The 19,011-nt window shown below is 34.1% G+C and carries 11 protein-coding genes; 5 read left to right on the top strand and 6 right to left on the bottom strand.

The genetic code is table 11. The features are described 5' to 3' along the window. Positions 1 to 230 precede the first annotated feature (230 nt). Entirely contained in the window at positions 231 to 1,577 is a 1,347-nt protein-coding gene (locus tag ACRD62_RS20260; protein WP_430821928.1) for a sensor histidine kinase, read from the top strand. 24 nt (positions 1,578 to 1,601) lie between these two features. On the opposite strand, the gene ACRD62_RS20255 is transcribed toward ACRD62_RS20260, so the two are convergent. From ACRD62_RS20255 to rsgA, 4 genes are all read right to left on the bottom strand, one after another. After that, a complete protein-coding gene (locus ACRD62_RS20255; protein ID WP_430821927.1) occupies positions 1,602 to 2,927 on the bottom strand; it encodes a sensor histidine kinase in 1,326 nt (441 codons plus the stop codon). A 137-nt stretch (positions 2,928 to 3,064) separates the two neighbouring features. After that, the gene (locus ACRD62_RS20250) at positions 3,065 to 4,351 is read right to left on the bottom strand and encodes a sensor histidine kinase (protein ID WP_430821926.1); all 1,287 of its coding nucleotides are present in this window, start codon (positions 4,349 to 4,351) and stop codon (positions 3,065 to 3,067) included. 98 nt (positions 4,352 to 4,449) lie between these two features. Further along, positions 4,450 to 5,943 (bottom strand): PepSY-associated TM helix domain-containing protein, encoded by a 1,494-nt coding sequence (locus tag ACRD62_RS20245; protein ID WP_430821925.1) that lies wholly within the window; start codon positions 5,941 to 5,943, stop codon positions 4,450 to 4,452. A 75-nt stretch (positions 5,944 to 6,018) separates the two neighbouring features. Beyond that, a complete protein-coding gene (gene rsgA / locus ACRD62_RS20240) occupies positions 6,019 to 7,068 on the bottom strand; it encodes a ribosome small subunit-dependent GTPase A (protein ID WP_430821924.1) in 1,050 nt (349 codons plus the stop codon). Positions 7,069 to 7,408: 340 nt separating this feature from the next. Between rsgA and ACRD62_RS20235 the strand changes: the two genes are divergently transcribed. Next, positions 7,409 to 8,422: an endonuclease gene (locus ACRD62_RS20235; RefSeq protein ID WP_430821923.1), complete on the top strand. Its 1,014-nt coding sequence runs from the start codon at positions 7,409 to 7,411 to the stop codon at positions 8,420 to 8,422. Positions 8,423 to 8,498: 76 nt separating this feature from the next. Here ACRD62_RS20235 and ACRD62_RS20230 read toward each other — a convergent pair whose 3' ends face one another. Next, positions 8,499 to 10,181 carry a dipeptidase gene (locus ACRD62_RS20230; RefSeq protein ID WP_430821922.1) on the bottom strand — a complete coding sequence of 561 codons (1,683 nt, stop codon included), beginning with the start codon at positions 10,179 to 10,181 and terminating at the stop codon, positions 8,499 to 8,501. A gap of 285 nt (positions 10,182 to 10,466) precedes the next feature. Between ACRD62_RS20230 and ACRD62_RS20225 the strand changes: the two genes are divergently transcribed. Then, positions 10,467 to 12,275: a PAS domain-containing sensor histidine kinase gene (locus ACRD62_RS20225; RefSeq protein ID WP_430821921.1), complete on the top strand. Its 1,809-nt coding sequence runs from the start codon at positions 10,467 to 10,469 to the stop codon at positions 12,273 to 12,275. Positions 12,276 to 12,332: 57 nt separating this feature from the next. Here the strand turns inward: ACRD62_RS20225 and ACRD62_RS20220 are convergent, their stop codons facing one another. Next, complete coding sequence (locus ACRD62_RS20220; protein ID WP_430821920.1) at positions 12,333 to 13,910, bottom strand: dipeptidase; 1,578 nt, start codon at positions 13,908 to 13,910, stop codon at positions 12,333 to 12,335. Between the two features lie 170 nt (positions 13,911 to 14,080). On the opposite strand from ACRD62_RS20220, the gene ACRD62_RS20215 reads away from it, so the two are divergent. Together ACRD62_RS20215 and ACRD62_RS20210 are read left to right on the top strand one after the other, a co-directional pair. Then, positions 14,081 to 16,588 carry an AsmA family protein gene (locus tag ACRD62_RS20215; protein WP_430821919.1) on the top strand — a complete coding sequence of 836 codons (2,508 nt, stop codon included), beginning with the start codon at positions 14,081 to 14,083 and terminating at the stop codon, positions 16,586 to 16,588. 128 nt (positions 16,589 to 16,716) lie between these two features. Further along, positions 16,717 to 18,906, top strand: a complete 2,190-nt coding sequence (locus ACRD62_RS20210) for a glycosyltransferase (RefSeq protein WP_430821918.1) — start codon at positions 16,717 to 16,719, stop codon at positions 18,904 to 18,906. Positions 18,907 to 19,011 lie beyond the last annotated feature (105 nt).

The following is a 19,011-nucleotide window of genomic DNA, read 5'->3' as shown; positions in this document are numbered from 1 at the left end:
AAAATTTGATTATAAATGGATTCTATTCAATATCAATAATTAGGTGCCAAATTATTAGTTGATTTTATTTGTTAATAGTAGTAAATTAATAACAAGGATTTTAATCTATATAACATACGTGTTTATCTTAATATTTTTCGCGTTTATCAATACAAAGAAAAGTTTATACAAAAAAGGGTGTTACGTTAGGTGATTAATGCAATTAACTATAACAAGCCAAGCCACCAATTATGAAAAGATGGATTATTGACAGACTAACTCCTAATAATTACAATCTAAACGAAGGAATAGAATACTGGAAAGAATACATATTTCTTAGGGTATTATTTTTATTTCTCATTTTTGGTGGAATTGCTTATGGTTTTGGGGTTGTTTGGTCAATACAGTTTAAATATTTTTTGGTTGCAGGTGTGGTTTCAATTGCTTATTGTTCCATTCTGCTGGTTATAATTTTCCATCAGGTACCGTTAAAGATAAAGTATTATGTGGTCACTTACATGGCCTTGTTTCTTGGAGTTTCTTTGTTGATTTCTCTTGGAACAGATGGAGCTGGATTTATCTACTTAATTGGTTATTCTATTTTAGCGGCCTTGTTATTTGGCTTACGAGGGGCTGTTATAAGTGTAATTGTCAATCTTTTGGTTATTCTATTCATTGGATTAGGATTATGGTATAATTTATTTGACAATTACAGGATTAGTTTAATGGAGCCAAGTCATTGGTTTGTTTTGAGTTTTAATATTTTACCAATGTCAGCTGTTGCTTCCATTCCTCTGGCTCTCGTTGTTAAGGGCTTAAAGCAGATTATTGATAGCCTAAAAGCTTTGCAGCGATCATTGGAAATTAATATTGAACAATTGAATGAAGCCAAAGAAAAGGCCGAAGAGTCTGATCATTTAAAATCAATGTTTTTGGCAAATATTAGTCACGAAGTACGAACACCATTAAATGCCATTCTTGGCTATTCAGAGTTACTGATGAATGAGATGGTTGATGAAGAACAAGAGAAAAGAAAGTATTATAGAATTGTTTTTCAGAATGGACAATATTTACTTGAAATGATTGATAATCTGTTGGATGCTTCTCTCATTGAAAGTCATCAGTTAACCACTCATTCAGATTATTTTCAACTGGGCGATTTAATTGAGGAGATTAAGAATTTATATAAATCGAAAAAGAATGGTGAAAATGTTGAGTTAAGGTTTGTGGAGGACTTATTTTCGTGTTCAGAACTTGCTTTGAAAAGTGATAGAAAACGTATTAAACAGATTCTGATTAACCTGATTAACAATGCCTATAAATTTACCTTTAATGGGTTAATAGAAGTTGGTTACGATGATGCCGGTGATTTTTTATTGTTTTATGTGAAGGATACGGGTATTGGTATTCCGGAGGTTAATAAAAAACATATCTTCAGGCGATTTGTAAAGGTGGATCAATTAAAAGGAGGTGCAGGTTTAGGTTTGTCTATTAGTAAAAGCCTTATTGAATCTCTGGGAGGGAAAATCTGGTTTGAATCGACAGAAGGTGCAGGTACCACATTTTTCTTTAGCTTACCCAAAAAACAGGAAGCATAATATACTGAATGAAATACATAATTATTAAAAGGCCATAGCAGAAGTGAAGACTTGCTTGTTGTCCAATTGTTTCGGTATTTTTAAATCAATAGAGAAATAAACTGTTGTCCCCAGATTTTCAGCTGTCTTTATCCATATTTTACCTCCAAGCAATTCTACCATTGCTTTTGAAATGGTTAATCCCAGACCAGCACCTGAGAATTCACGTTTTAATCTTTCATCACCCTGACGAAAACGTTCAAATACATGAGGCAAGATTGAGGTGCTTATGCCAATACCGGTATCTTTTACAAAAAACTGAATTTTTGATCCATTTTCATTAAGTAGGTAACCCAATGTAATGCTACCCTTGTTTGTAAATTTTATAGCATTATTGACCAGGTTATTAAATATCTGTAATAAAATACTTTCGTCACAAATAATTGTCAAATCGTTCATGAACGATTTATTTTCAACTTTAATCAGTAGTTGCTTTGTTTCCGCCTGATGAGAATAGGCCATTTTCAGGTCATTGAAAAATTTCTCCAGTTTAATGGTATTCTCCTTAACAGGAATGGCTTTGGCATCCAGTTTAGATAAATCGAGCACATTGTCTATAATTCGAAGCAACACATTGCCGTTTTGTTGAATGATATCCAGATATTGATTCTTTTCTTCTCTATTAATATCGTTGTCGCGTAAAAGCTCTGAAAAACCTAAAAGAACATTCATTGGAGTTCTGATTTCATGACTCATATTTGCTAAAAATGCAGATTTGATTTGCTCGGATTTTTCAGCTTTTAATTGCTCTGTTTTGTAATTTTTATTTACATAATAAATTAATGGAATTTCACTTAGAAAAAGAATGATTGCAATGTGGTAAATGTCTAAAAGTCGATCTAAATCAGAGTTATATCCAATGATTAATTCAGGAGCAAAGTGTTCTAATACAAACAGACCCGTTATATTCAGGGCAAAAATAATGCTGATGGTTAAAAAGTTACGTGCAGGTATAATAAATAAACCCAAGGCAAATATGGCCTGAAAGATTATGAGTGTTGGCCCCTGTGATCCGCCATTCAACAGCCATAACCCGTTTAATGTCAAAAACAGAAAAACAGAAAATAATTTTCTGACAAATAGATATTTGTTTTTGTAGCGGGCAATCCAGTATAGCCAACCAAAAAAAACTGTTATACTGCCTGTAAATAAAGTTAATTTATAATCTAATTGAAATGTAAAATTAAAGGTAGTAGCTACAATACCAAGCAGACAGCCTAAAACGATTGTTTTTAAAACAAAACGATTTCTGAAATGGATATTTTCAGGTATTACTTTTAAGTATAATGGGTGTAATATATTATTCAACATTCACTTTACATTGTTTGGATGCACAATAACTGCTAACCTAATAAAATTAAGTAAAATTAAATTGGAGGGCAGCAATGATTGACGAATGTGGAATAGTTTGTTATGAATGTATGAAATAAAAGGCTGAATGAATGGTGTTAGTGGTTGATAGGCAGTTTAATATAAAAGTTACTTCCAACACCTTCGGTGGAATCAAAGTAGATTTTACCATTTATAACTTCAGTAAGTCCTTTGCATATTGCCAAACCTAAACCGGCACCTTGCATTGGTAGGTGTTGTTCATCGGCCTGGCCAGTTCTGAATTGAGTAAAAATGTGAGGTTTTAATTCGTCAGGAATACCTTTGCCGGTATCTTTTACTGATATAATAATATGATTTTTATTTATTGTATAACCAATGTTAATCTCACCTTGGTCTGTGAATTTGAAGGCATTGAAAGATAAATTAAGTAAAATTTGATACAAAATTGTAAAATCACTTCTTATTTCAATTGACTCAGCTTGTATAGGTGATAACTGCAATTTAACATTCGCTTTTTCCTTCATGGAAGGGGCTAGGCTATCTCTTACTTGTTCTAATAGTGATGGAAGAGGGAAGATTGAATAGGATGCTTCAATATTATTCGTTTCTAATTTGGACTGGTTGATAATATTGTTAAGTAACTGAAGTAGAATTTTACCATTCTGACTGATGACATTGATATATTTTTCCTGTTCGCTTTTGGTTACATCCGGTAAACTCAATAATTCAGCAAATCCAAGAATTGAGTTCATTGGTGTTCTTATCTCATGACTTAGATTTGCAATCATCGACGATTTTCTCACTTCAGAATTAACAGCTTCATTTTTTTCTTTCTCCATTGCTTCTTTAGCAAAAATCAATAATGGTATTTCAAATACAAGAAAAATAATTGTCATAATCATTACATCTGTTGCTCTTAATGCTTCATTGTCATAGGCTTCAATCCAGGATGGGAAAAGGATTTCGAGACTATATAAAACAATTAAATTAGATGCTATTAAAATTAAAATGGCCCGTAATGAATTTCGTGGCGTAAAAAAGATGGTTAGGGGAATATATGCCATAAAGAAAACAGATGCGGGCCCTGCACTGGCCTCTGTTGTAAACCAAAGGATATTAATACAAATAAATGAAACAGAATGTAGAAAAATTCTGGCCAATTTAAATTTTCGTTTCCAATAGGCAAGCCAATAAATAAATATGATAGAGGAACCAAAGCCGAAATTAATCAGGTGAACTTTATAATCGATGTCTAGAAAAAAGTTGACGAATACAGAAAGTATAAATACAGTAACACCAAGATTCAGTGTAAATATAAAGTTAGTGTCATCTAAACCAAATCCCTTTATATACTTGGCATCTCTGTTAAATAACAAAGTTGCAATTTTGTTAATTTTACTCATTTAACTTCCCTTTTCCCCTTATCAGATGCTGGTACGCTTGGTGAGTTAAAAAGTTTCTTTCACCAAATATTTATGCTGTTAAAATGAATTAATTTAAATCATTTTTTCTTATACCAAATCCATACACCGCTAAAAAGTAGAAGTAAAGTAGTAATTCCGACCAAAGGAACGATGAGTATATAAAAAGCACCTGTGAAATCCTGAAATATTCTGCCAGTGTGTATTTCTAATGCAAAATTCCATAAGGATAAAGGGCTGTTCTCAATAATTACATCAGGTATAGTAGGAAAATCATTGTCGCTTATACCCACTACGCCCTTGTTGTAATCGAAATAGTATTGACCGTCCGATTTATAATAAATTCCCGTAACCATCTGTGCACTAATTGGTCGTGTTGGTGCTGAATCTTGAACTACAGGTTTAGTATCGGGGAATGATCTAACCTCCATGTTTATAGGATCCCAGCGAAACAAACCACTGAAGGATCCAATTATATATTCCTGATGGTTTAGTGGTTCAAATACATTAATCCCCATTACAGAAACAGGAGGATCTTTGGGGATTTTAATCATTTCAGATTTATCTGAACTTAGTGCGTAAAATCCTTTTGATGTTGATAATAAGAAAAAATCATATTTTTCATTGTAATTAATTGCTCTTAGTTGGTCATCCCAGGCATTGGGAGTATCTAATTTGGAAAGTGGGATAGGATCAACCATGGTATTAGCGATTGCAATCAACAGTGGAGGACGTAAAAATATTCCGGTTAGAGTTGTGAAACCAAGAAAGATGAATGTGTATATGCCAATCTTATTATGCCATTTAACCGACCAGCGAAGTAACGATTGTTTTCGAAATATGGATTTACCTTTTCTTTTAGCTTTTTTAATCAATTTTGGATTGATAAACCAAATTAAGCCGGTAACAATGAAAAAAATAAAAAGAATTGCAATGCCATCAACAGCAAACTTTCCTAAGATACCAATGATTTCGCCGCTATGTAATACCCATAATGTTCTGAATAATCCGACTTGTGTTTTATAGTCAGCTGGCGCAGGTAATTCACGAAAACAGACCTGCTGATTATCCTGATTGATCTGCAATGATCCTAGTTCACTTCTGGTTAGAATATATAATGTGTCATTAACGTCCAGTAAATCAGTAATTCTTTTGCTTTGGGCATCAATATTTATAGGTGTCCATTGCTTGTCAATAAACTCATATAAACCAAATTGTGTACCAGCAAATAAACGATGATTAGAAGTAAGAGCCAGTTTGCTAATTTTTCTATTGTCTATTCCCTTAGGAAAACCTGAATTAAAATTTTTCCAAGATTTTTGTCGCTTGTTGTATTTCCAGCAACCAACATTACCATAAAACAGTTCTTCATCATTGTTAAGCGATAAAACACCTTTTAATGATGCATTGTTCCAGTTAATATATTGATAAGATTCTGAGAGAATTGAACGAGGAACATTTAAATTACTAATCCAATTTCGGTGATTTAATAAAATTCCAGAAACAGAGAATAGAATTAAAAAGATACTTAAAATAATGCCTCCCCATTTATGATACTTCTTCCAGAATTTCATTCAGTTTATTTTGAAAACAAATATAAATCCCATAAAGTAATTAATTACCTTAAAGCGTTTGTTTATTGAATATATCTACCTGCTTTTGGGGTTTTGTTTTTTGAATTTTTTTATTCGTTTGGCTAAATTTCTATCAAGTCTTTTTGATTCTATAGTTGTTCTTTGATAATGAAGTGCCTCATTTCTTAATTTAAGATAGTTCTCATATTGATCTTCATTGATTTTGCCATCTTTAATAGCCTTTAGAATGGCGCATCCGGGTTCTGTTGTATGTGTGCAATCTATAAAATGACAACTGGTACCAATTGAATTAATATCATCGAAACTAAGAGAAATGGATTCAATATTTTCTATTGCTAAACCAAATTCTCTTACACCCGGTGAATCGATTAAGATACTACCGTTGTCTAACAGAAATAAATCTCTTGAAGTAGTTGTATGCCTACCTTTTCCAACGGATGAACTAATTGATTTTGTTTCCTGAATGTCTTTTTTTATGAGTGCATTTAAAAGCGTACTTTTTCCAACTCCTGAAGAACCAATCATTACATATGTGATTTCTGGTTTTAAAATACTGTGTAATAGTTCAAGGTTTTCATTGGTAATGGCACTTATAGGGATTAACATTAAGTTTGGAAGCCTGCTTCTAACATTGGCTACCTTACTTTTCCAATCCTTGTCAAGATCAATTTTGTTTAATATTATTATTGGTTCAATTTGAGAATCTTGTAGACTTACACACATTCGTTCCAATCGGTTGATGTTAAAATCGCGATCGAGTCCCTGAATAATTAAAGCGGTATCGACATTAGCAGCTAGAACCTGAACATCACTTGTTTTACCTGGTGATTTTCTTAAAAGTGTGGTTGTTCGGGATAAAATTTGTGTAATTATGTGACTTTCATTATAAGTTAATATACGAACCCAATCACCAGTTTGAGGGAGTTCGTGGGCTGGTAATGTAAAAAGCAAATGTCCATTAAGTTCCGCTAAGCTAATACCCGTTTCTGTAATTATTCGATAGTTGGTTTTATGAACAGAAATTACCCTACCTGTTTCAATCAAAGGAGGTATTTCATGCTGTGAGGCATATTTATTCAAACCATATTTATGAAGAATACTCATCACGTTGAATTAATGTTGTAATTAAATTTACCAATAAATGGGGATTGTATATAACAATTTCAATAGCTTATTTTGTATAACTATTATAAGAAGAAAAGATATTGGTTATTATTACACAACCTCATAGGCATGCCATTTGCTTATGAGGTTTTTTTATCAAGAATCAAAATCTTATTGTAGACTAAATAGTCTAAATTTATTTGACTTCAATATTTCTCTCTATTTAATGATATGTAATAGTTACTAGTTAATTAAATTAATATAAATCTTCTTTAATGTTTACATAATAATTAGGTGATTTATCTGAAACTATTACTTTTGACGCCTAAATCGGGAGACTATGGAAAGAATTTTACTTGTCCTGTTATTTATAACAGGTTTTAATGTATATGCACAAATACCTGAAGGTTATTATTCATCAACCAGTGGATTGGATGGTATACAGCTGAAAGATGCATTGTATAATATAATAAAAGGGCATACCGAATATTATTATACTTCGAGTTCTACAGATGCATGGGATATATTAAAAGATGCAGATAAAGATCCTGATAATGGAGAGAATGTAATTCTTATTTATTCAGGCGAGAGTGTTAATGCGGCTCAGGAATATAATAATGGAAACGGATGGACGCGTGAACATGTATGGGCTAAGTCCAGAGGTGATTTTGGTACATCTAAAGGTCCGGGAACTGACTGTCATAATTTAAAGGCTTGTAGTAGTTCATTAAACAGTACTCGCAGCAACAGGGCGTTTGGTGAGAATGGAGGAGAAGTTTGGTATAATAACAGTTTTACAGGTTGCTATGTGGGGTCCTCTTATACTTTTGAACCACGGGATGCGATGAAAGGAGATGTAGCCCGTATCATTTTTTACATGGCTACTCGGTACAATGGAGATGATGGTGAACCAAATCTGGATCTGACAGAACTGATTTTACCAACTACAGATAAGCAGCCAATACATGGTGTTAAGACTATCTTATTAAAATGGCACAAAGAAGATCCAGTCGATGATTTTGAAGTAAGCAGAAATAATGCGGTGTATTCATATCAGCATAATCGTAATCCTTTTGTCGACCATCCTGAGTTTGTTGATTTAATCTGGGGTAATGCTACAGCTATTCAAAAAGTTTCTTCGGAATTTAATAATGTGAAATGCATTGTTAAAGGTACGAGTCTGCACATTGAATCAACCATATCATTTAATAAGGTGGATGTATATAATATGGCTGGACAGAAAGTCAGTACTATACAGTCAGGCGGAGTTTATGAAATGGATTTAAATCTGATTGACAAGGGGATATATATTGTTGTAATCGATAATGATCAAATCCTAAAAGTTTGTATGTAGTTTTTTAGAGAGTTAGCAAATAGAAATGGCCGGTGTTTTTTTACATCGGCCATTTTCAATTTTGTAATATTCTATATTATTTGCTTTTTGGTAATTCTCGCATTTTTAATTTATCGCCTGCATCTTTAACAACCGAGCGATAGAAATCTTCAGAATATCCCGGGAATTTAGCATGTGCCGGATTTCCATGCTCATTGCGTTTAAATACTCCGTTTTCTTCTTCGTGAAGGTTTCCATCATTATATTTTACTAAAAGAAACTCACCAAGTGATCGCCATCTGTCAGTAACAATCTCAGCCTGATTACAAGAGAAATCAGTTAAAAATTGTCTTGCCAGATCAGGATTTTGGTCATACAATGCTTTTGCCGATTGATCAATTGCAACAGTATACGCCGTTAAGTTATCTTCCAATTCTTTCTGAACTTTTTTGATGTCTTCAATCATGAAGTTATAACGACTATAGGCCTGATTGCTTACCCAGGTAAAAACCCAGAATGAAGCGTCCCATGAGAATGTAAGTAAGTCACCATTACCTTGAGAAACGCAATGCGGAACATTCAGCATGCCAGCGTACATTGGCATATAAACGGTAGAAGCAGCATCATCAACACCAAACCAGAAAATACCGCCAATATGCGAAGGCAGCCAGTTTCTCATTTGAGCAACAAAAGAAAAACCTGTTTGCTGTGTAGCTATGGCGCGTTCGTTGAAATATGTTTCGTCATCAACTTTCCATGTTAATGGGCGGAAACGATAAGGTATACCATAAGGACCTGCTCCAGCATCCTTAGTCATATCCAAAGGAGTGTCTTCGTAATGATCACGCATAATATTCATCACATCACGGTGCGAAACTTTGCGATTAGGTTTAATAAATAATGGCATACGGTTAGTTGAATTACCTTGAGCATATTCAACGTAATCTCCCATTTCTTCAGGATTCATAATGTTAAATGCACTCCAAACACGTGCCTCACAAAAACGAACGGCTCCAAAGTCAATTGGGGCATAGGCATCTGAAAAACTAAAATCTTTCTTTTTACCTTCGAAGTATCCTTTTTCTTTTGCAAATTCATATACATCTTTTGAATGAAATACTTTTGCTGCCGGATCATTAAATCTGTTTTCTTTCTGAAATTCAAAAGTTGTTATTCTAGCCTGATTGGCGTGAGCAGATACATATCCATCAGGTATTTGTATTGCAACCCAATTAGCGCCTTTAATACCTTTCCCTTTACCAATCAGTTCCATAATCCATACTTCATTGGCATCGGCAATTGAAAATGATTCCCCGGAGCTGTAGTAACCATATTCTTCAACCAAACTTGTCATTATTTTAATGGCTTCCCGAGCTGTTCTTGATCGTTGTAGAGCAATATATATCAAGCTCCCATAATCAATCAGACCTTCTGGGTTCTGTAATTCTTCACGACCACCAAAGGTAGTTTCTCCGATGGTAACCTGATGTTCATTCATATTGCCAATAACCGAATATGTTTGTTTGGCTTGCGCAATTTGTCCTAGGTATTTGCCGGTATCCCATTCATGAACATCCAATAATGCTCCATCGTCATATGTTGCAGCTGGCCAAAAATATAGCTCACCATACAAATCATGAGAATCGGCTGCATATGAAATCATCGTAGATCCATCTACAGATGCATTTTTTGTAATAAGAATATTGGTACAAGCTTCTACCGGAAGAAAATTCAGCCATGTTATCATAAATGCAGATGCAAGAGCTGTGAGTTTTTTCATCTTCAAAATGTTTTATATTGGTTCATTGAATGGCAAATATAAGAATTCTGCTTTGGCAGAGTATGAGTTTTGTTAGGTTATCGGTTTTATAGTCCAAATGAGTTTAGTGTAGTATTATTTTAAGAATAAATAACATCCAATTAATTAAAACTTATTCATTTAAATTTGTCTCTTTCACCGGAATTCGCTAATGTTGTATTACTTGTAATATGAGTTTTGCACACCATTTGGGTAATGATGGTTGCAATTCACAGGTATTTGGATTTAAATTTGAGATAGAGGTATATGGGGATTTCTGGTGAGTTGAGAGCAGCCTTGGATCAATCCGCGAGAATCATTGTATTTACTGATGATCGGGGAACTATTTTGTATGTCAATGATGCCTTTGTTAAGAGGTATGGATATACAGAAGAGGAAATATTGGGCCAAAACTCACGTTTTTTTAATACCGGATACCACGACGATCAATTTTACTCCGAGATGTGGAACACCATTAAAAATGGTGAAAACTGGGAAGGTATCTTTCGTAACAGAACGAAAACTGGTAAATATATTTGGGAAAGGGCTACAATAAATCCTGTAAAAAATGATTTTGGCATAATTACTGGATTTCTTGCAATTAAAGAGGATGTTACCAATCAAAGAGCCATTTCTGATCAGATCGAAAAGGATCATTATTTCCTGGAAGAATTATTCTCAAACTCACCTGTTGGAATTGCTATTGTTGAACCTATTTACGTTGATGAAGATAAACTCGAAGATTTGTTAATTATAAAAGCAAATCCTTCTGCAGGACGAATAACAGACAAATTAGGATTGGTTGGACTAACCATTAAAGAGTTTATGCCCGAAGAGGCTATTACGCCTGAACGTTTAAGTATTATGCTTAATCGAAAGTTTTCTTTTGAAACTCATTTAAAGGAAATAGGTAAGTATCTTCGATTCAGGTCATTTCCCTTTGGTAAAGACAATATCTGTATTTTCTTTTATGATGTCAGTCATTACATGTCTTCAATTAAAGCCTTAGAAGACAGTGAGGAGCGATATTTTAAAGTTGTTGAGGACTCCCCGGCCTTAATCAGTCGTTATGATGAAAACGGAATATTACGATATGTGAATTATCAATATTGTAGCTTTTTTGAAGAACAACACAGTGATTTGGTGGGAACCAGTTTTCTGAATCAGATTCCTGAAGAAGAACGTAATGAAGTTTGGGGTAGTATTCAAAATTTAACCCCTGAAAATCCATATAGTGAGGTTGAATTACGTGTAGTATTAAAAGATGGTTCCATAAGATGGCTTCACCGCCTCGATAGGGCGTTAATTGATTCTAATGGCAAAATTTTTGAATTTCAGTCTGTAGCCATGGATATAACAGCTGTGAAGCAAACAGAAGATAACCTTAAGAAACTGAATAACACGAAAGATAAGTTATTTTCTATTATTGCTCATGATGTTAAAAATCCTTTTAATGCCATTTTAGGTTTTGCTACCTTATTAAGAAAAAATATTGATCAATATAGCAAAGACCAAATAAAGGAATATGTCGAGCGAATTTTGTCATCGAGTGAAAATTTATACAAGCTTTTAGATGATCTACTGATCTGGGCAAAATCGCAATTAGGACATATGACTGTGTCGAAGCAAAAAATGCAATTGTCTTCATTGGTTTTAGAAGCTTTCGATAGTTTTGTTATACAGGCTAATGAAAAAGGTGTAGAATTGATAAATGAGGTGGATTCAGATATTTATATTGAAGCCGATATGGAAATGATGCGTTTTGTTATTCGCAATCTGGTCCATAATGGTATAAAGTTTACCGATTCGGAAGGGAAGGTCATCTGCTCTTGTTTTAGTAATGGTAGTTATGAGATATTGTCAATAAAAGATACCGGTATTGGCATTAAACCCCAGAAATTGGCTAATCTTTTTGATATTGGTGAGTTTATGGCAACAGCTGGTACAGCACAGGAAAAAGGAACCGGTATTGGATTAAATTTATCGCGTGAACTTGTTGAAAAAAATGGTGGTAAGATAAAAGTGGAAAGCGAAATTGGGGTAGGCACCGAGTTTAAAGTATACTTGCCTAAATAAAAAACTGTGATCCCGTTAAATTACAGAATCACAGTTTAAGTATAAATCTCTTATCGATTAAAATTTCTCATCATATTTAGTCCATAAATCATCACCTGTTTGCCAGGCTTTATTAACTACTTTATTTCCCCATTCACTTGTGTATCTTGTCAGAAAAGCAATGGTTTGTTTAGGATTCATACTCATGGCGTTTCGTTCTGTCTCAGTCTGTTTTTCAAATATTTCTTTCTGAAGTGGTATAAACTCCTTATCTACGTCATGTCGGGCATCGTTCCATCTCAATGAAGCCAGTGTACTCAATCGATTAAATGCCCACCATGCTGAATTTCTGTTGAATCCATTTCTACCGGGGGTTTTATAGGATTCTGGTAAATCAGAAACACAACAATAGATCGGTATGTAAACAGAAGTTGCAATATTATCCTGAGCAAACCAAACAACTCCGCCAATTTCATCAGGCAGCCAATCACGACTTTGAGTAATGGTTCCATACATGGTGTACCAACGAGCAATAGTTCTTTCACCTAATTTGCCCCATCCTCCGTTTATATTATGTAAATCGTATTTATCGTAAGGCATAAAAGGATTAGCATAAGGATGAGGAATGGTATCTCCATCCTCCGTCACTTTTTTCATATGACCAACCATGTCGTATGGTGTTCCTTCGTAATAATCCTTGAACATATCAACCATCTTTTCCAATGTGATTTTGTCATCAGGCTTAACCGAAAAAGGATAATCTCTGGCTTCCGGGTCAAGATGTAACGATGGTGCAGCAAGACTCAATACTCTCCATTCACGACGGGTTGCTGCTTTCGATTCTCTTCCCTCAGGTGCATAAGCATCAGCAAAGCGGAATGGTTCTGATGAAGAATACCATGAACTATCGCGTGCCATATCAAACAGGTTTTTCGAATACATATAGTAGTCGGTATTGGTTGTGTCAATCTCCTGTATGCGTGCAGCATTGGCATTAACACTAATATGATCGTCGGGTACCCGTTGAGCTACCCAAATAGATCCTACATTGTCTTTTCCGGGTCCAACTATTTCCAGATGCCAAACTTCTTTTTTATCTGCAATGGTAAGGCATTCGCCATAATCGCTATATCCGTATTTTTGAGTCAGATCGTCGGTCATTTTAATTGCTTCACGTGCAGTTGAACATCGCTGTAACATTAATTGTATCAGTCTTTGACAATCAATCAATCCTTTTTCCGAAACCAGGCATTCTCTTCCTCCAAAAGTAGATTCGCCAATAGCTAACTGTTTGGTATTCATGCATGGATAGGCGGAGTTGATATATCCATAAGTCTCTTTTACCTGAGGTATGTGACCAACTTCAACATGTTTATAGGCAGGCATTTTTCGCGAATCATCATTTTCGCGTTTGTACATGGTTACTTTATCACGTCTTCCATGTTTTTCACCGGGAACTATGTTTACCCATGATCGGGTTCTGTGACTGTCATCTGTATGCGAAGTCATTACTGAACCATCGAATGTAGCTTTTTTACCAACCGTAATGGTAGTGCATCCTTCAGGTACTCCGGCTTCCCAGTCTGCTTTAATTTGAGCTGAAAGCGTTACTTGTACTAGTGTAAACAGTGAGATTAAGGCTAATTGAGCTTGCATATGAATCAATTGTTTTAGTATGTTTATGTTTGAAACGCGAAAAACAAAAATATAAAATGTAAACGGTAGTACATCTTTTTAGTTCTTTTAAAATATTAAGAAGCAGTAAAACGTTTTGATTTTATAAATTTGAATTATTGCAAACATCAATTAATAATTATGTACTGGATATGAATAAAGTATTAAAGATTTTATTGGGAATTATACTGGGTGTTTTTATTCTGTTATTGATTCTTCCATTTTTATTTAAAGGAAAGATTGAAAGTGTGGTAAAAGAGGAAATTAATAAACAGGTAAATGCCAGAGTTGATTACGAATCTTTCTCTTTATCTTTTATAAAAGGATTTCCGAATATTTACATAGGTTTAAATGGATTAAGTATTGTTGGAAACGAACCTTTTGAAAAGGATACATTGCTTTCCTTTAATGAATTCTCAGTGAAGGTTGACTTGATCAGTGCTATTTCGGGAGATGTTGAAGTGAATTCAGTGTTACTCGACAAGATAAAGCTAAATGCAATTGTTTTGGCTGATTCGACGGCTAACTGGAATATCATGAAAGAAACTACGGAAGATGTAGTTGATGAAGAGTCTGTTGAATCGCAGGAAGAAAGTTTTAAAGTTCTGCTCAAGTCTTTTAAGGTAACAGATGCGTCTATTGAATATGTTGATAACACAATGGCTTTGAAAAGCAGAATCAGTGGATTTAATATGAATATGTCGGGTGATATGTCAGACATCGTTACTAATATTAAGGTTAATACTGAAATCTCGGGTGTTTCAGTTGAGTATGATGGTATCAAATATTTGAATAATACTCAAATGGGATTGGACGCTATTATTAACGCCAATTTGGAGAAGATGCTGTTTACTTTGAAAGAAAATGACTTGAGAGTTAATAAAATGGCATTACAGTTAGATGGTTCTGTTGGTGTGCTGGATGACAGATATGCCATTGATCTATCAATGAAAACTAAAAATACTGACTTTAAATCATTGCTTGCCCTGGTGCCGGAAGTGTACATGAAGGATTTGGAGAATTTAAAAACAGATGGAGAATTGTTGTTAACTGGAATTGTGAAGGGCGATTATATCGATGAAGAGCATCTGCCTGCATTTAATCTGGATCTGACAGTAAAAGAAGGTATGATTCAATATCCTGATTTGCCAAAATCGATTGATGATATTAATGTGGCACTAAAAATTAATAATCAAGGGGGAGGTGCAGATAATACCATTAGTGAACTGGAGAAATTCCATTTCGAACTGGGAGGAAATCCTTTTGATGCCTCATTACTTGTGACAACACCGGTAAGTAATCTAACATTTAAAGGTAAGGTTGATGGGAAGATTGATCTGAATTCACTGGAAGATGCTGTTCCGCTGGATAGTGTTGAGCTGAAGGGTTTAATTGAAGCACATGTTTCGCTTGATGGTAATACTGCCTTAATTGATGAAGATAAATATGACGAGATTCAGTCCAATGGAACTGTAAAAATGAAAGGTTTTAGTTATAGCGATAATGAATTGCCATATATTATTGGAATTAGTGATGCAGAAATGGAATTTACTCCAGAATACATGGAACTGAAAGCTTTCGAATCAAAAATTGGAGATAGTGATTTTTCACTCAAAGGAAAATTGGAGAATTATTTGTCATATGCTTTAAGTGAAGGTGTATTGAAAGGTAAATTAAGTCATCAGTCATTACTTATTGATTCCAATGAATTTTTATATGATTCATCTGATGAAGTGGCTACACAATCGGAAGATACAATCAGTCTTCAAATAATTGAAGTTCCAAAAAATCTTGATTTAGTGTTGACTTCCGAAATTAAGCACTTGAAATACGACAAATTGGATGTAACCAACATTGATGGTAAAATTACTGTCAGGAATGGTGCTGTTGTTTTGGATGGGTTAGATATGAATACGATGGGTGGTAAACTGACAATGGATGGCCAATATAATACAGCGGATATGAATCGCCCTTTTGTTGATTTTGCTTTCACTGGTAAAAACATAGATATTAATAAAGCTGCCAATTCTTTCAGTGTTGTTGATTCGATGATGCCGATTGCCAAAAACGCAGCAGGATTAGTGTCTCCAAATTTTAAATATTATAGTCTTCTTTCGAATGATTTCATGCCAATAATGTCAAGTATTGATGGTGGAGGAAATATTAAATCGGATGGAGTACAGGTTTCTGATTCAAAAATTCAAAATGGAATTGCAGCATTGGTGCGTGATGATCGATATAAAGTTATGAAAGCTGAAGATTTCAATATTAAGTTTACCATCGATAAAGGAAATGTGATTGTTGAACCTTTTAAAACAAAGGTTTATGGTAAAATCATTGAAATTGAAGGGAAACAGGGTGTTGATCAATCAATTGATTATCGAATTACTATGCCTGTTGCACGCCAGGAAGTAGCCAATATGGCTGGTTTGATGGGAATGAATCTGCCGACTTCAGGTGATGATTTAATGGTTGATGTAATTGTTAAAGGAACTGTAAAAGATCCTCAATTATCTCTCAACCTTGAGAAAGCCCAGAAAGAAGTTGGCAAAGAATTAGAAAAAGAAGCCGGTAAGGCTGTTAAGAAATTATTGGAAGATCCTGATGCGCAAAAGAAAGTTGAAGAGTTAACTAAAAAATTTAAAAGCATCTTTAAATAAAAGAATTAATCATTTATGTAAAAAGGGCTGCATTATCGCAGCTCTTTTGTTTTTATTAAGGTCAAAATCCTTACTTTTATCCTTAAGCTAATCAAAACTGCTTGATTAAGAATTTAACAATCGAATTTATGAAAATAGTTATTGTAAGTCCTTCACGAGAGGTTAATGAAGCTATTGCCAATCATACATATTTAATCGCTGATGCATTACGAATGCAGGGGGGATGTGAAATTAAGCTTAAAGAAATAGATAAAAACAAGTGTGAGGATTTCAGATGTGAAGCAACTACTTATGAACATTTTGTTGCTTTGGCAGAAGAAGTGAATAATTGGGCCGATATATGCTTGTTGCAGTATCATAAATTTGCCTATTTTGGGTATGAATCCAGATATATTTTAGCCTTTGCCAATAGCTTGAATAAACCTATGATAACTTATTGTCATTCTGTTGGTAATGATCCATCTGTAAATGAAAGATCTGTTGTGCTTTCTTTGGCTGCACGATCAATAAAAATGTTGGCAAAAAGTCAATTAGCAATCGATTTTCTGGAACACTTTTATAGAGTAAATCCTGATTTGTTACTCCGTTTAGAGTATGGTATACCTTTAAAAGCTGATTTTGAAACAAGTTCATATTTTAATGATCTGAAAATAAATGAAAAGAAGATTATTGTTTCAACTGGTTATTTAAACCCCGAATCAGGTTATGAAACAGTAATTAATGCATTACCTTCCATATTAAATCATTATCCTGATTGTATATATCTCATTCAGGGGATTACAGATCCTTCTGAAAAACAATTAAGAGGAGAAGAGTATCGAAAATCCCTTTTAATGCTAGCAAAATCCAGAGGTGTTTTAGATAAAATTGTTTTTGATGAGCGAAAACTGAATGATTACGAAGCTTTTGGTGTTCTGAAAAAAGCAGATTTATTTGTTGCTCCTAATATAAAAGAGCAAAATCTTTTTGATGATTCATTAACACTGGCTGTTGGAGCCGGAAGTGTTATTTTATCAACTCCAACCTGGTATGCAAAAGCTCTTCTTGAAGATGATAGAGGACAGTTCTTTGCTTTCAAATCATCTTCTGAATTATCTCAATTGGTGATTAATACACTGAGGAGTTCAAATGAAAGAAAATCATATCGTGAAAATACAACTTTATATGGTTCGCAGTTTACCTGGGACAAAATAGGTCATCGGTTTTTAAAGATTTGTCATTCGGTGGACAATGAAATGCTGGAAGCTGTTAAGACAAAGAAAGGACTTATTCTACCTGAATTATTACCGGAATGGAAGCCTGATCATTTACTTAAGATGTATGATGGTAATGCGTTGTTATCTAATTGTGTAAGTGGTGTTGTAGACTATGGGAAAGGTTATTCATTGCGCGAGAATGCAATGGCTATTCAGGTATTGACATTGGCAGCTGAAGGAAAAAAGGAGGAGGAAATACTGAAGAGGTGTTTATCATTTATCCAATACATGGAAAATGAAGATGGAACCTGGAGTAAAGGTTTAAACTATGACAAGTCTAAAAAGCAAGGTGTTTGTAAATTTGGTGAAGCAAGAACCATCTGGGCTTTGGGAAGTTTATTTAAGCGAAGTAAAACAAATGATATCCGAGATATTGCCTATTCATTATTTAATAAATTGATTACACAAAAAAATGGATTTACGGATATACATGCAAAAGCTGCGGTAATTATCGGAATATCACATGTTTTAGAAGGTGGTTTTCCGGATAGTGAATTAATAGAAACGGTTAAAAGATTTGCCAATAATATTCTTAAACTCATCCCTGAGGAAGTAGGTGTTAAATGGCAATGGTACGAAGATAAATTAGAAGGTAAGTACGGTTTGATTCCGCTGGCATTAACTTATGCTCACAATGTTACCGGTGATAATCGTTATCTGTCAGCTGCCAGACGGACATGCAGATTCATAGAAAAACTGTTGTTTGCTGATGGGGTATTTAATCCTGCCATTCAAGGGTATACTAAAGAACAGGTTAAACTTATCAGAGGAGATAATGAGCAACTGGCAGATGAGGCTTTTATGATGGTTGCCTGTTATTCTAAGCTTTATCAGATAACACGAGAACCACTATATCTTAATCAGTTATCGAAAACTCACTTGTGGTATTTGGGAGAGAATAATCTAAAGAAATCGATTTACGATCAGAGTGAAGGTGGATGTTATAAGGCATTGGAATTGAGAGGTGTTAATCCTGTTAAAGGAACAGATAGTACATGTTCGTATTGGTTATCTCATTTTACCTTTATGGATGCTTATTTTAAAGAATTAGAGGATAAGTAAAAAAATAAGACATAAAAAGGCGATTTCAGAAGTAATACTTAAAAAGGAAAATATATGAGGTTAATCTTTACCGATTAGCCTCTTTGTTTTTCATAATAATATATT

This window comes from Carboxylicivirga caseinilyticus, from assembly GCF_050589785.1.
GTDB lineage: Bacteria > Bacteroidota > Bacteroidia > Bacteroidales > Marinilabiliaceae > Carboxylicivirga > Carboxylicivirga caseinilyticus.
This window is presented reverse-complemented; position numbering and strand designations above follow the sequence as displayed.